Source organism: Fibrobacter sp. UWB4, from assembly GCF_002210345.1.
GTDB lineage: Bacteria > Fibrobacterota > Fibrobacteria > Fibrobacterales > Fibrobacteraceae > Fibrobacter.
In genome coordinates, this window is the sequence record NZ_MWQI01000003.1 from 307158 (window position 1) to 322038 (window position 14881).

Here is a 14881-nt window from a genome sequence, read left to right on the forward strand (position 1 = left end):
GAACTTTACCAACATCGGTGCAATTAGAGTGACTGCTTTGTCATCTTATCACAAAGCGCTAATATGGATGGTCTCATTCTGAAAGATAGCCCAGCGAGTTCGACAGCATCCAGTAACGGAACAAGTTCTGAGAAAGAGCTTTCCGTCAAGCTCTCACATGCCTCCTTTCAAAATTGCGGAATTGCCAAATTTTTGAGCGAAAAAATCAACAATCCACGACAATAGGGCTTCGGTGCTTTTAAAGTTCTCCATAAACGGTGTTCCTTACAAATGCTTTGAATCTTGGATTGGCGTAATGTTCCAAATACGAATCCAAAATTTCTTTTGATAACGTTGAAAAATTAATGTCTTGAAAAACATTAAAGTAAAATGTTTTTTTGTGCTGATAAAAATAGAGCGTGTCAAGGACCGCCTTTTCTGCAGTTGCGATCCGTACTCCATTTTCAAGAATCTTCGTCCCGAAGAACATGTTCTTTGATATTTTGGCGTACGAGATATTTACATCACCTTTATATTCACTGGCCTTTGATGTGACGATGCAACTGATTAAAAATGGGCTTTCTGTGCCGATTAACTTATAAAACGCTAAAGCCGAACCGAAAGAAACATATGAATCCGTGCGAACTTTTGCCGAAAGAATCATAGGATCGAAGTTCTGGGTTACATAAATGCCACGAGAATAGCGCTTTAGCAAATCTGCCTCTTCAAATTGCTTGATTTTAATCCAAAGCATTTGTTGACTAGATATGTTAAAAAGGGAGCTTAGCTCCGATAGCGAAAATACTCCACCCACTTTCGGGGCGAATTCAAGTAGTTTTTGAGCATTTTCAAGAGTTTTTTTCATATTGCTAGAAAATATAATAAAAGTTATACTATCTAGCAATATGAAAGTTGATGGATGAAGAATAAAAAAATGTGTTTATCGGGATGAAATCGGTCTTTACAATCAGTTCTGCGTCGGCAAGGTTGACTTCTTTCCCGAAATATTCTATATCATGTAAGGATATGCAAAATTTAATCTACACTCTTATGAATAGGGAGACTCGCTCAAGAAATGCGTAGAGGATATTCGCGAGACTCCGCTATCTGTTCCGTGTGATGATAAATTCACCGAGAATCGTCTTTCGCAGATGAACATGATAAAAAACGTCCAATGCGAACGAATTCTAGGCTTTGATTCAAAGTGGGAATTTTAAAGTTTTATCGCACAAATTTATTTTGCCATTTCTTTCTTGTACATTTCCGCAATGTACGATGGACCGTAGCTCCAATACTTTTGCTTTTCATCGTAAAGTAAACTTGCCGTACGGGATTTAAATTACTCCATCCCGCCTGCGGATGTGATGGCTGTGGCGGTTGTGCTTAAGTTGCTGAATTTGGGGGTTAACGCTCCGCTGCAGTTTGCCACGTCGTCGGATGATGCCCAGTAAATGGCGTGGTTGTTTGTCTCTAGCTTGTAGTTGACAAACCATATTCTGCCTTTGGGGCATTCGTTCAAATTTACGATGGATTCTGCGGACCAGTTGTATGTGCTTTCGGAGGCGTCGTATTCGAAAACGGATGTCCTTGCCTTGCCTGTGGAGTTTCCGGCGGGGGATTTATACCCGATGGCTTGCCAGCTGCCGCCTTTGTGATGCTCGAAAGAATAGATGTCCTGTAGCTTTATGTAGGTGCCTGCGGCGAGGCTGATTTCTGCTGCTTTGGACTTGTCGATCATGCCGAAAAGTTTCGGGACCGCAACCGCCGCGAGGACGCCCATGATGACGAGGGCGACCATCAATTCAATAATGGAAAATCCTTGCTTTTCCATAGTACTCCATAATGATGTTTCTGTTTAAAAAATAAGATATTTTGGAGCAAGAAATACAGATTGAATAAAAAATTTTCATATTTCATCGGCTTTGTTTTATGTAGTTTATTTTATCATGTGGAGCGGGTGATATGTTGCGGAGAAAATTAAACATTCTGTATTTTGTCTTGCCTGCGCTTGTGGCTGCGTTTTTTGCGTATGTGGCGTGCAGGGTTTATGATTCTCCGCAGTTGCATGGGATTTTGTCGGCAGATGTCCTGTTTTTGATGGTCCTCTTGCTTTTGCCGCGTTTTAATTTTTCTTATAAGCTGGCTTTTTTGGCGCCTGCCGCTGTGTGGGCCGCTGTTGATCATTCGGCTTGCTCCTATGCGACTTTGATTTTTTATGCGCTGATGATTCTTGTTGCGTCCGTGGTTCCTCGGCGGTGCCGGTTCTTGCTCCCGGTGTATGCGCTGTTTGCGCTTTTGTTTGTTCTGGCCGATGCTGAAAATTTCTTTTACTCTTCGGTGCTTTTGACGCTCCCGGATGCATGGGGCCTGGCGAAATTTTTCTGGTGGGGTGCGCTGCTTTTTATTGTTGTGCCTCCGCTCGTTGTTTCGCTGGAACTTCTTTTTGCGCGGAAGGTTCTGTGGGGTGCGCGTAGGGTGGAGCTTTCGCATCGGGCGGGCTTTGCCGTTGTTGTCTCTGTGTTGCTTTTAAATGCCGGCCTGAATTTTTTGAAGCCGCAGCAGCCGATTCTTGATTTTACGGTATATAAGTGGTTCCATCAGTTTTGCATGCCTGGAGTTTCGCGGCACAATACGATTTTGAATGACGATATCAGGAGTGCGTATCCGGTTTGGGAAAAAGAAAAATCTGTTGTCGAAGATTTTTCAAAGCCGACGGTCATGATTCTTGTGGAAAGCTATGGCGTAAAGAAATCGCTGGACCAGACGAGGGCTTTGCTTTCGCCGTTTGCGTATTCGCATGCCCGCTTCTTGGGGCTTTATCCGCGCAATGCTTCGCATACGCAGGGGTCGGAATGGGAAGACTTTGGCGCTTTGCGCGGTAAGATTCGAGAGGAGCCTTTGCCCTTGAAATTTAAGGAGCATCATTTGCAGACGTGGTATGTCCATGGCTACGATAGCGAGTTCTATGCTCGTGGAGAAAACTATTCGAAATTCGGTTTTGACAAGATGCTCTTCAAGGAGCAGTTCGAGGCGCAAGGGCTGCCGAGCTGCCGAAACGGCTTCGTAGGAATTTGCGATTCGGCGATGATTGTATATATAGATTCTCTCCTCAGCGAACCTACGCCTAAGTTTGTTTATTGGACGACGTTGGATGCGCATCCGCTGTATGAATGGTCTGGCATGTTCGAGAAGTCCTATTTCTGCAAGATCTTTTCGCTTTCCGATGTGGACTGCACGTACTTCACGTTGCAAGAGAATACGTTGCGGATGATTGCTCGGCTTGCTGAAAAGCACCCTGAGTACAGGTTTATCGTTCGCGGCGACCACCGGCCGATGGTGTCCATAGAACAGTCGGACTTTGTGCAGTCGTTCTACTTTAGATGGGTTCCGCTTGTTATTCTGAATTGAACTTGTTCTGTTTTTTACGCACAAAAAATAGCGCTACCTTTGTGAGATAGCGCTATTAGTGGGGCCTCCCGGACTTGAACCGGGAACCAACGGGTTATGAGTCCGACGCTCTAACCGATTGAGCTAAAGCCCCAGCTCACCCAAAGTTAGTAAATATTTTGAAATTGTCTTTGCCCATTCGTAATGGAAGCCGCTGTAGGCGTTCACAACGCATTTGTCCCAATCGGCGACTTCCGTATTGTACACGTTGATCGCGTCCTTGATGCGGCGCAACATCTGGTGCGGCGCGTTTGCGTCATCGACGAGGAACGCGTTTGCTTCGCCGGCGGTTTCGAGCGTGTAGTCGGTGAGCATGCTTGCGATGCCTACGTTCCTGCCCGTGAGTGGGAGTGTGCCTGCGGCCATCGCCTTGAGGATGATCGAGGCGGACGGCTCCTGGAGGTTGGCTGCGAACAAAATGTCAGATGCGGCAAGCGTGTCGCGCAATTTTTCTCTGTTGTTCGCTTCTTCGGAATCGAACTGGAGGATGCGGACGAAGTTGCTGTACTGGTGCGAAACTTCCTGGTAGTAGTTCCACTCGGGATGTTCTGGCGACATGCCTACGATGATGAGCACGTTCTGCTTGGCGATGTCCGAAAGGATTGTCGCAAGCGTTTCGGAGGCGTTGCCCGATTCCATGTCCATGTGGCTGTAAATGATCAGCTTGTTCGAGAGGTCCATGTCGAACTGGCGCCCGAGGCTTGCCTTTGCGCCACGCTTGGCTTCCTTGATCGGGAGCCTGGCCGTGTCGTTGAAGTCCCAGAACTTGTAGTTTACGCCGAACTGGATGCCGAGGAGCTTGTCGCTGTTGCGGTTCAAGAATCCGCTGAGTCCGCCTGGGAGGTTCGTATTGAGCATGGCGTCGCGGTAGCCCGACGACGGGAACAGCACCTTGTTCGCGTACAGGATGCCTGCCTTGAGGAGGCTCACCTTGCCCCAGAATTCATAGCCGTCCATGTTGAAGTCCTTGCGCGGAAGGCCGATCTTTTCGATTTCGCTCGGCTGCACATGGAAGTCGTAGGTGATGTTATGGACGTTGAAGAAAAACGGGATGTTGTGGAATGTTTCTTGATAGACCGTGTGGCAGAGGGCGCCGACAAGGGCTCCGCCCCATTCGTGTCCGAGAATCGCCTGGAACTCGATGCCGCTTTGTGCGCTGTATGTGAGCACGGCGGAGGCAAACATGGCGAATCTCAGGTGGTTGTCGCTGTAGGGGAGCGAGTGCGGCGGTCCATAGACGTAGGGCCTGCCGAAATATTCCTCATTATATATATAGGTATGGAGCGGGTCTTCGTCGGAACGCCAGACTTCGAACGGCTTGTTCTGCAATGCTTCGACGCCCTTGTAAACGCAATGATACTTGTCGGGATCTACAATATGGTCTTTATAGAACGGTGAACAGGTAATGACATTGGAGCCGGCATTGGCAAATGCGGTTGTCATGCAGTTCACTGCAGTTGCGAGAGGGCTTGGGACCTTCCAATTTCCCGCTTCTGGAGTTACGACGAGTATATTCATTGTTTTTTGTGCACTCCAAATAAAAATTTACCTACAAAAGTAAGTATGTATAAATTTATTTATTTAAATTTCAACTGAAAGGGTGTATTTTATTTTTTAACCTGATAAAGAGTCCTTTTCAATATTTTCTAATAAAACTTCATCTGAAGGATACAAAATGAAGAAGATTTTCATTGCTGCTATGGCTGCTGCTGTCGCTTTTGCGATGACAGGCTGTAAGGGTACGAACGAAAAGCGCGGCGACGAACACCTTAAGGAAGGCCGTTACCGCAATGCTATCAACTCTTATCTTGAGGCAAAGAAGAAGGGCAAGATGTCCGATGAATTCTTTGACAACTTCACCCTCGCTCTCGTGCGCGCGGGCGATATGGAATCCAAGAAGGACTTGAGCAGTGAACTCATCAGCAACTACTTTGAAAAGGCTGCCTCCAATATCGGTAAGGTCAAGGAAGACGCAACCGTCGAAGAATACGTGAAGACGCTCGGTGATATCGGTAAGCGCCAGGCTGCTCAGGAAGGTGTTGACTACGCAACGATCATCAACGCTTTTGCAAAGATCGACTCTGCCGAATCTGTCGCAAAGACCCGCCACGTTGCAGAATCTGCGATCAAGAGCATCCGCGAAGAAACCGAAAAGCTCTATGTCGCTCGCAACTTGAGCGAAGCTACCAGCGAAGACGATCCGGTCGTGAAGGAATACTTGCTCCTCCGTATGGCTGAAATGGCTCCGACGAACCAGGATATTCAGGCTGCCTTGAACAAGAGCCGTAAGGTCACTCGCGGTTACTTCCTCATCTTTGGCGAAAACGTTCCGGACTTGAGCGGCAAGCAGCGCGTGGACAAGTGGGGCTACGTGATGGCCATGCCGACCATCAAGATGACCAAGACCTCCCTTTCTGGCGAACTCCAGTTCTGGGCATCTACGGGTAACAACACAGAACTCGATCCGTCTCAGATCAAGCTTGTCTCTACCGAAGGCAAGGAAGTCTTTGCCAAGGGCAATACGGGCTGGTGCGAAGCTGAAGTGCTCGTAGGCAAGAAGGGTGACGAAAAGATTGAAAAGAAGCAGAAGAAGTTCAAGGGCAAGGGCAAGTTGATGAACGAATTCCAGTGCTCTGTGAACATTAGCTTCTCCTTCCCGGCAAGCTTTGTTCCGGACTACATCGAATACAAGGACAACTTCGGCATTGGCCGTAAGTACCTCGGTCACTAATTCGTAACGGAATTTAAAGACTGTTTGAGGCTCGCCGCGGATGCGCGGCGGGTCTTTTTTTTGTAGTAGACAGTAGGCGGTAGGAAGGATCGGTAAATAGTGTTTAGGGATTAAAAACGTCATCCTGAGGCGAAGCCGAAGGATCCAGTAAAGTCTTGCCATGCGAGAAAATGCAAATGCATTCGGGACTGTATGGATCCTCCTAACGGAGGATGACGAAAGCGGAGGATGAAAAAAATCCCCGACGTTGTCGAGGATTTTTAAATGTATGTGCTTTTTTCGAGATGGCGATGCCCGCTCGGAGGCGGGCATGACAAACGCTAGAATTCTGCGTGGGCGCTCATGCCGAGGGCGAACTTGGACTTGCCGACGACAGGATTCTTGTCTTCGCTAAAGTTGTATCCGAACCAGAATACGAGATTCGTATTGATGGTCGGGTAGAGGTAGAAGTTCATGCCGAGAAATTCGAATTCGTCATCCTTGATTTCGGAATCTGGATCGTGGTATTCGAAGCTTACGCCAAGGGAGAACTTCTTTGTGATGTTGAAGCTTGGTTCAACAGCGAAGAGCATCTGGTCGTCCGTGAAAATCTGGTCGGCGGCCTTGTAGTCGTCTTCCTTGTTGACGATCGCGTAGAAGTAGTTGAGACCCAAGTTGAAGAAGTCGTAATTTAAGCTCGGTTCGACGAGGAAGGAGTGGACGGCCTTGCCCTTGTACGGGTGCAAGCCGTAAGCGGCATAGACGCTGTAGTTGAAGACTTCGAGGCTCTTGGAATAGTCGAGTTCCGTGCCGAAGAAGTAGGTGTAGCCACGGCCGATTTCAGAACCGAAAACCCAGTCCACGCTAGGGGTGATGGTCAGGTGTTCGTCCGGACGGTTCAAAAGCTTGAGACCGTAAGTTGCGAACACGGCGATGGCGCTCTTGCTTTCTTCGGTTGCGCCGATGTAAACTTTACCGTCGCCAAACTTCTCGTTGCCGACTTCAACGCCGATACCGCGAACGGTATGGTTGCGGGCGATGGCGGCGTAGCGGCTTGGATCGCGCCAGAAGTAATAGTTGAATGCACCTGCGTTGTAGGTCAAGTCGCCAAAGACCAAGCTTACGTCCTGGAAAGGAGTCCAGCGGAGTTCCACGCCGTCAAAGTTAAATGCGGTGTAGCGGTCGTCTGCGCTGTTGATTGCAGTCGAACGGGCGAGTCCGTGGCGAATTTCGGCGGACTGGTCTGCATTCGTTACATTGCTCTTTGTGTTTGTGTAAACGGTCACAGAAACATTTTCGTCGAGATTTGCCTTCACGTACAAATCGATGTCCTGGTTGGCGGCGTTCGTGGGGTCAAAGTCCTTGTCGAAGTAGCTCGCGAAGTCAAAATCGACATTTCCGTGGATTTCGATGTCAGCGGCCGCTGCAAAACTGGTAGCTGCAAGGGCAATCGGCAAAATGATTTTACGCATACAATCCTTCCAAAAAAGATTTATTTGATTTTTACGAGCAAAAGATAGAAATATCTTTGCTGTGAGACCAATGTTTTGTTCCTGGAACCCCAAAAATACGAATATGTTAAGTCTTAATCACTACAGTTTTGTAAATTTGATAGAGTCTTTAATGAAGGTGGATATGAAGTTTTCCTCCCGTGTTTTATTTTTTGTGTTGCTTGCATTTGTGCAAGGTGTTTTTGCGTTGACTGCAGACCAGGTCTTGGCAAAATCTAAGGATTGGTTTAAATCGGGCAAGGCTTGGAGCCTCAATTTCAGGGCGCAGGTCTTCCAGGCGGATTCTCCTGATATCAGAACGCAGTCGGGCAGCCTTCTGGTTGCTGAGGGTGACCGTTTTAAGCTTGATCTGCTGGGGATCAAGTTCTATAGTGATGGCGAGAGCCTTTGGCAGTGGAATGTGGAACAGAAGCAGGTCCTCATCAAAGCTGTGGAAGACTTGTCGAGTTCGCTGCATCCGTCGGAACTTTTGTTCAAGTATCTGAACTGCAAGGCTCTCGAAATGGGCGAAGGTGAATTTGCAGGGCAAAAGCTCTGGATTCTAAAGCTGGATCCGGCGAAGTATGCCGGGCAGTTTACCAAGATGGAAGTGTGGCTTTCAAAGAAGGATTATTCTCCGGTGCGGCTCTATACCGAGGACCCGGCTGGGAATGCAACTTGGTATGGCATTATAGATTTGAAAGTGGTCAAGAAAATTTCTAACGAAGATTTCAAGTACAAGCCTGTTGCTGGCGTTGACGAAATCGATATGAGGTAGCTCGTGAAATTTGGCATGAAGAAAACAGCCGCATTTATCGCAGGTCTCCTTGTGTGTGGGGCTTTGTGCGGGAATGCTTTTGCTGCGGAAACGCTGTTCAGCAACAATGTATTTGCCGTTGCGCCGACTGGTGAAAACGGGGCGTTGTGGGCGGTTTCCCGAAACGGTGGATACAGCGGAATTACGTTGTTGAAATTCAAGGTCTCGGGCAAGGGGTCTGTATCGCTTGAGCCTTCTGCGATGGAGCAAACTTCGGATACTCTTACAGCGGTTCACGATGGGATTGTGTATGGCAATGATGAACGTGCCGAACGTAGGAGAGTCCCTGCAGCTTATGTAGGCGCTAAGCTGGGCCTTGTGCTTCCGATGTTTGGAATGGACAAGAACGACCGCTATTTGCAGCCGCTTGGATTCTTTTCGGTTCCGGATTTGAAGAATATCAATGAAAATCCGATTGAGTTCATGCTGGATGCGGATACTTTGGAAAGTGAACCGATGCTGTATGCGCCAAGTGGCTTCGCTTACGATTCTACGGCTAAACGCCTTTGGGTTGCTCGTGGCGCTTTGGGCGTCATGGTCCACGATATGTCTGGAAAAAATGGCGCAAAAGATACGACTTTTGTCCTAAATCTTAAAGGCAAAAAGCTCGAAGCTCTTAAGAATAATGCAAAGCTCGATCTGGAAAATAATCCTGAGATCTTCGATGTGCGCTTGCATCCGGAGACCAAGGAACTTTGGCTTGCTACGGCGAAGGGCATCTGGGTGAAGACTTCGAGCGAGCTTAAGAATGTTTCGGAAAAGCTGAAGGAATCTCGAGTCACAGGCCTTTGGATGGGCGGAAAGCCGCTCCAGATTGTTGCAGAGACCAGCTACAAGAAAAAAGGTAGCGATGATGTCGTGGGCGGACTCTGGCAGCTGTATGGCGAAAAGGCGAAGGACTTTTCCAAGGTGAATTTCCTGGATACTGCGGGTAAGGTCCAGAAAAAGGATATTTACGATGAAGCCGATTACACGGTAAGCAGTGTTGCGTTTTTGGGAAAGACCGCTTTTGTGCTGGTCCGTAATATTGGCGGTGCCATTAGCGGTTACATGAAGCTTGATTCTTTGGGAATCAGGGCCTGGGAAAAAGATGATGATGAAAAGCTCCAGTGGCTTTATGGTTATGAAACCGGTGCTACGGACCGTAAGGCCGTTATCGGGTCTATGTGCACGTTCCCGCTTTCGAAAGACCGCATGGGGCTTGCTATTGCGACGGATGGAAATGGTGTCTCTGTGTCTGCGGATTCTGGAGCGACCTGGACTGTTATTTTGAATCGCGCAAAACTTGACAATAACTTGGGATCTATTCGAATGGTCCCGTCCGTGATTGTTCCTGGCGATGAATCGCTTGTTTCATATAAAGTAGGCAAGGAATCGAAGATCACGATTGAAGTGTTCAGTTACGACATGCGCAAGGTGCGTACGATTGTAAAGGATGCTGTTCGCGATGCCGATGCGTCACGAAGCACGAACCCGAAAGAAGATTTTTGGGATGGTCGCGATGATCATGGTAAAGACTGCACGATGGGTGTTTATTACATCAGGGTAAAGGACAATCATGGCCATATTGGTTGGGGCAAGGCAATGACGCTGGGAGGTAACTTCAGATGATCAAGTTTAAGAATCTTGTCGTTGCGGTCTTGTCTGTTGGAGCTTTTGCAACTTCGGCAATGGCGCTTGGATTTACGAAAAAGTCTGAACTTGGCGGCTTTGATGGCTTTGTGGAACGCATGGGCGCCGGTGTGCGTGAACTGGGTCGTGGTAACACGGGTACGGCGGATACGGCGACGATGCCTGCGGCCTACTGGAATCCGGCCTTGCTTGGCTTTCGTGAAAATATCGGCATTACGATGAATGTTGAAAAGCGCGACCTGGACCGCTTGGGGGGCGCCTTGGGCATTGAAGGTAAGGTCGGAAAGCGCATGGGCGTTGGCTTTGCGATGCTTTACCGTGGAGATACCGATTTTAAGGTGATCGACGATGATGACCAGACGATGGGTTCGGCCGAGCCGTTCTTCTCGATGTTCTATCTCGGTTTTGCCTTCCGCGCCACGCGCCGTGATGCGTTTGGTCTTTCGTTCTCGATGAGCTATGATAATTTGGACATTGCTCAGTATTACGAAGGCATTGAAGAATCGTTCCGCAGCCCGGTGACAATCAACTTGAGCTGGTTCCGCCAGTGGAATGATAAATGGTCTTCTTCTGTCGTGATCCGCAATTTGAGTTTTAGTGAGAACTTGTCTGCAAAATGGTCGAAGAACCCGAGCAAGGACAATTCGCTTGCATCGACTGAGGGCGTACGCCCGAAGGTGTTGCAGATTGGGCTTGGTTACCGCTCTAACATTATGGGCAAGCCTGTCTACGCCTGGCTTGAGGCTTTGGATTATCAGGTCGCTGATACGCTTTTGGCGTTTGACCCGCAGCTTCATGTCTGGACGGGACGCGTGGGCTTTGAATGCGAAGTGATCCCGAATGGAACGCTCCGCCTGGGTATGGATGATCTGGACTGGATGATTGGTGCTGGCTACAAGTTTGAAATCCGCGTTGGCCGCAAGAAGTTCCCGATTGAGGTGAACTACGCGTTCCTCTATGAATCGAGAGCGGGGCTTTGGACTCCGTTTAATCTTGGTTTGCGGGGATACATTCCTTGATTTCCAAAGTGTTCATTTCGAAGGTGCGCAGTCTAGAATCTATGGACTGCAACTTCGATGCTGGCATAAACGTAATTTGCGGGCCGAATGGCTGCGGCAAGACGACGATTCTGGAATCGATCCACCTGCTTGCGCAGGGATTCTCGTTTAGGTCGCGTGACTTGCGCGAGCTGATTACATGGAAGCAGAACGAACTGATTCTTCGGGGTGAATTTGAAGACGAGGGGCGCGAGCGGATGCGAGCGCTTCGCGTGTTTTCTCGCGGGAGCGAGGTGCGCGAAAACGGTGAAACGCTTAAGTCTCCGACAGCGTTTTTCGGGACGTGTCCGGCGGTGATTATGCAGCCTTCGGACATTGAACTCTTGCGTGGCGGGCCGGAAGTGCGCAGGCATTGGCTCGATGAAATTCTCTGTTACCGCTCGGCGGCGAATGCTTTGGTGCTGCGCCGCTACAAGCGCGTTTTGCAACAGCGCAACAAGTGGCTCAAGGAATTCAAGCAGAATGGTGCTGCGGTTGGCGGTGAGGACTTGTTCCGTGTGCTGACGCAACAGCTGATTGAACTTGGCGCAAAGCTTTGGGCGGCGCGAATTGCGCTCTCGAAAGAGGTCTCGGAAATTATCACGCGGTACTACCGCAAGCTTTCGGGCGGGGTGGATGAGATCACTTGCGCTTACAAGAGTTCGATTCTAAAGTCGCTTGATGCGCTGGATGTTGCGGATCCGCTTTCGGAAGAGATGATGGACGAGATTCCTGCGGGCGGTTCTGTGAATGCCGCCGGGGTGGCTGCGTACAGCTCGGATGCCGTGAGCGAGGAAATGCTGCGGAACGCGTTTGCGCGAAAACTCGCGGATCTGGAATTTGTGGAACGCTTGCAGGGGATGACGATGGCGGGGCCGCACCGTGATGACTTGGCACTGTGTGCGTCGGGCTACGAGATGCGTTCTGTCGGGTCGCAAGGGCAATGCCGCTCGGCTGCGGTCGCGATGCGGTTTGCGGCGGTCGATGTGGCGTCGCGCTACTTGACAAAACCGATTTTATTGTTAGACGATATTTTCGCCGAGCTGGATGTGAACCGTCGTGATGCGGTTGCGGCTCTCATTCGCGAGAAGGAATGCCAGGTCGTGATTGCGACGCCGCAGGCGGAAGATCTGCCGTTTAAAGCGGATGTGAGAATTCAAATAGGATTTTAACGGACTAGATTTGACTGGATCCTTCGAGGTTTCACCTCTCAGGATGACGCTGGAGTGAAATTTGCGAATGGCGATCCCGGAACAGAGTCCGGTATGACAGTAAAAAACGCGCAATTGGATTGCGCGTTTTTGGCATTGGGGCTTTTTGTCCCCCCTCTATATTACTTATTCTTCAGCAAGTCGCGAATTTCGGTGAGGAGCTTTTCTTCGGCGCTCGGTGCCGGAGGTGCTGCCTGTGCTGCTGCGGCTTCTGCTTCTTTTTTCTTGCGCATGTTCTGCATAAAGCCGAGGAATTTCTTCATCAAGAGGAATACGGCGAATGCGACAATCAGGAAGTTCAGGACTTCACCGATGAAGGTGCCGTAAGGAATGGCGATGCCTTCGGAGGTTGTGTAGACGAGGGTCTTGATGCCTTCGCCTGCGTTCTGACCGCCACACTTGGCGATGATGGCGGTAACGGTCGGCATTACGACGTCACTGACGAACGAATTGACGATCTTTCCGAATGCGGCACCGATGATGATACCGATGGCCATGTCAACGATGTTTCCCTTGAAGGCGAACGCCTTGAATTCTTCAATGAGTGAAGCTGCTTTGTTTTTGATACCCATTTCTTTCTCCTTGTTGGGTTGTTTAACGTTTAAATAATAGGAAAAACCTTTGATTATTGGCTAGCAATTTTTAAATTTGGCGCGTTATGTCATGGTTAATATTGGCTTTTGCTTCGGCTGTTTTTCTCGGCTTTTACGATTTGGCCAAGAAAAAATCGGTTCAGGATAACGCGGTTCGGCCGGTTCTGTTACTTTGCAGTGTATTTTACGCTTTGTTGATGCTGCCCGTGCTTTTGACGGGACATTGCGAACCGCTTACTTTGCACGATCACCTGTTCTTGATGGGTAAATCGGTGATTGTCGGCGGGAGTTGGCTCTTTACGTACAGCGCGATTGCGCATATGCCTCTCAGCATTTCGACGACGATTCGTGCGCTTGCTCCTTTGTTCACAATCATGATCGCGGTCGGGTTTCTGGGGGAACGCCCGCAGGTGATGCAGTGGGTCGGTATTGTGGTTTGCGTTTGTTCGTACATCGGGCTTTCGCTTGCGGGACGCAAGGAGATGGGGCATTTCTTTAGCAACGGCTGGGTCGTGGCGATGCTCCTTGGAACGATTCTTGCCGCATGCAGCGGCATTTACGATAAGCTAATTTTGCAGCGCATGAATTTCGAGCCGTTGACGGTGCAGGTGTGGTTCAGTATTTACATGTGCGTGGTGCAGTTCCTGACGACGATGTTCACGTGGTACCCGACGCGCAAGAAGACGACTCCGTTTCAGTTCCGTTGGTCGTTTTTGGCGGTGGCGGCGCTGTTGATTGTGGCTGACCGTTGCTATTTTTTGGCGGTGAGCGATTCGGATGCGTTGATTTCTATCATTACGGTGCTGCGTCGTTCGAGTGTGTTCATCAGCTTCTTGGCGGGAATTCTTATATTCAAGGAACGCAAGAGCAAGATGAAGTTTTTTGCGATGCTGGGCGTGGTGATTGGCTTGTGCCTGATTTCGCTCGGTCGTTGATTTTAACGGACGCGGAGTAGTGGCGTTATGCTAAAGATTGGAATTACGGGTTCTATTGGTGCGGGCAAGTCCTTTATAGGGCGCTTGCTGCGTACGCGTAATTTCCTGGTGCTTGATGCCGACCGCAAAATTCATGAGCTTTACCGGGATTCGGCAGGGCTTCGCGCTGAAATGGCATCGTTCTTTGGCGAAGAAAGCTTGACGCCAACGGGCGTGAATAGTGCGCTGATTGCGGACCGCGTTTTTGCGGATGCTAATGCCCGCGTGAAGTTGGAGCAGATTGTTTACCCGTACTTGAACCGCGCCGTGGCAGATTTCTTTGCCGAGAAAGTCGCGGACAAGTGCCGGTTCGTGGAGGCCGCGCTTTTTTCGCGAGCGCCGGAACTCGTGAAAATGCTCGACGAAATCTGGATTGTCGATGCTCCTGAAAATGTGCGCTTGAAACGCTTGGTAGACCGCGGTCTCAGTGAAAGCGATGCCAGACGCCGCATTGAAAATCAGCGTGGCGCCTGTGCTCCGGAGCTTTTCCCGGGCAAGCGGATTCGCACGATCATGAACGATGGCGATAAAATACATGTGGAACGCCAGCTTGATGAACTGCTGAACGATTTACTTTGACTATATTGAAGTTATGCAACCTTACATCCACCAGTTTGCCAATTTTCTGAGAGCGCACCTGAATTCGATTTCGGTTGGGCTGATTGCAACGCTTTTGATGCTTTATGGCGCCTGCATCAACAACTATTTCAAGCGCATTACGAAAAGCATCCCGTTCATCGGGCGCTTTGCATTGTTTGTTGTGCTGTGCAGCGTGGGGTATGCTTTTGCAAGTTCGCAGATGGTGCGCCTTTTGCGCATGGTGCTGCGAGAACTTTCGGACTTGCCTTTGATTGGTGTGGTTGCGGGATGCTTTGTGCTGCTTGCGTTCCTCGCCAAAAGCGGGAAAGATATCTGATACTTAGTCAATAGTCAATGGTCAATAGTCGTTAGATTCAATCAATAACTATTAACTAATGACTGATGACTAATA

General features: G+C 49.2%; 14 protein-coding genes and 1 tRNA gene. 9 read left to right on the plus strand and 6 right to left on the minus strand.

Annotation, left to right across the window (positions count from 1 at the left end; translation table 11 throughout):
- Nucleotides 1–238: 238 nt before the first annotated feature.
- A complete protein-coding gene (locus B7990_RS08000) occupies nt 239–844 on the minus strand; it encodes a hypothetical protein (protein ID WP_088640458.1) in 606 nt (201 codons plus the stop codon).
- A gap of 474 nt (nt 845–1318) precedes the next feature.
- On the minus strand, nt 1319–1810 hold the full coding sequence (locus B7990_RS08005) for a type II secretion system protein (protein WP_088640459.1): 492 nt from the start codon (nt 1808–1810) through the stop codon (nt 1319–1321).
- Between the two features lie 131 nt (nt 1811–1941).
- Here B7990_RS08005 and B7990_RS08010 point away from each other — a divergent pair, with 131 nt between their 5' ends.
- The gene (locus B7990_RS08010) at nt 1942–3387 is read left to right on the plus strand and encodes a sulfatase-like hydrolase/transferase (protein WP_088640460.1); all 1446 of its coding nucleotides are present in this window, start codon (nt 1942–1944) and stop codon (nt 3385–3387) included.
- A 59-nt stretch (nt 3388–3446) separates the two neighbouring features.
- On the opposite strand, the gene B7990_RS08015 is transcribed toward B7990_RS08010, so the two are convergent.
- Nucleotides 3447–3520: transfer RNA gene (locus B7990_RS08015), tRNA-Ile, on the minus strand.
- Complete coding sequence (locus B7990_RS08020) at nt 3511–4944, minus strand: glycogen synthase (RefSeq protein WP_088640461.1); 1434 nt, start codon at nt 4942–4944, stop codon at nt 3511–3513. The genes B7990_RS08015 and B7990_RS08020 overlap by 10 nt, the downstream gene beginning before the upstream one ends.
- Nucleotides 4945–5101: 157 nt before the next feature.
- On the opposite strand from B7990_RS08020, the gene B7990_RS08025 reads away from it, so the two are divergent.
- Entirely contained in the window at nt 5102–6157 is a 1056-nt protein-coding gene (locus B7990_RS08025; RefSeq protein WP_088640462.1) for a hypothetical protein, read from the plus strand.
- 320 nt (nt 6158–6477) lie between these two features.
- Here B7990_RS08025 and B7990_RS08030 read toward each other — a convergent pair whose 3' ends face one another.
- Nucleotides 6478–7608 carry a hypothetical protein gene (locus tag B7990_RS08030; RefSeq protein WP_088640463.1) on the minus strand — a complete coding sequence of 377 codons (1131 nt, stop codon included), beginning with the start codon at nt 7606–7608 and terminating at the stop codon, nt 6478–6480.
- A 163-nt stretch (nt 7609–7771) separates the two neighbouring features.
- Between B7990_RS08030 and B7990_RS08035 the strand changes: the two genes are divergently transcribed.
- Genes B7990_RS08035 through B7990_RS08050 form a run of 4 tightly spaced genes read left to right on the plus strand, consistent with a single transcriptional unit; the run spans nt 7772 to nt 12284 of the window.
- On the plus strand, nt 7772–8404 hold the full coding sequence (locus B7990_RS08035; protein WP_088640501.1) for an outer membrane lipoprotein carrier protein LolA: 633 nt from the start codon (nt 7772–7774) through the stop codon (nt 8402–8404).
- 15 nt (nt 8405–8419) lie between these two features.
- Nucleotides 8420–10054: a hypothetical protein gene (locus tag B7990_RS08040; protein WP_088640502.1), complete on the plus strand. Its 1635-nt coding sequence runs from the start codon at nt 8420–8422 to the stop codon at nt 10052–10054.
- Nucleotides 10051–11094: a hypothetical protein gene (locus tag B7990_RS08045; protein ID WP_088640464.1), complete on the plus strand. Its 1044-nt coding sequence runs from the start codon at nt 10051–10053 to the stop codon at nt 11092–11094. The genes B7990_RS08040 and B7990_RS08045 overlap by 4 nt, the downstream gene beginning before the upstream one ends.
- 8 nt (nt 11095–11102) lie before the next feature.
- Nucleotides 11103–12284 carry a DNA replication/repair protein RecF gene (locus B7990_RS08050; RefSeq protein WP_254917399.1) on the plus strand — a complete coding sequence of 394 codons (1182 nt, stop codon included), beginning with the start codon at nt 11103–11105 and terminating at the stop codon, nt 12282–12284.
- Nucleotides 12285–12445: 161 nt separating this feature from the next.
- On the opposite strand, the gene mscL is transcribed toward B7990_RS08050, so the two are convergent.
- A complete protein-coding gene (gene mscL / locus B7990_RS08055; RefSeq protein WP_088640466.1) occupies nt 12446–12895 on the minus strand; it encodes a large-conductance mechanosensitive channel protein MscL in 450 nt (149 codons plus the stop codon).
- An 86-nt stretch (nt 12896–12981) separates the two neighbouring features.
- Between mscL and B7990_RS08060 the strand changes: the two genes are divergently transcribed.
- Genes B7990_RS08060 through B7990_RS08070 form a run of 3 tightly spaced genes read left to right on the plus strand, consistent with a single transcriptional unit; the run spans nt 12982 to nt 14806 of the window.
- Nucleotides 12982–13851, plus strand: a complete 870-nt coding sequence (locus B7990_RS08060) for a DMT family transporter (RefSeq protein ID WP_088640467.1) — start codon at nt 12982–12984, stop codon at nt 13849–13851.
- Between the two features lie 27 nt (nt 13852–13878).
- Entirely contained in the window at nt 13879–14469 is a 591-nt protein-coding gene (gene coaE / locus B7990_RS08065) for a dephospho-CoA kinase (RefSeq protein WP_088640468.1), read from the plus strand.
- 13 nt (nt 14470–14482) lie between these two features.
- On the plus strand, nt 14483–14806 hold the full coding sequence (locus tag B7990_RS08070) for a DUF3392 family protein (RefSeq protein WP_088640469.1): 324 nt from the start codon (nt 14483–14485) through the stop codon (nt 14804–14806).
- Nucleotides 14807–14881 lie beyond the last annotated feature (75 nt).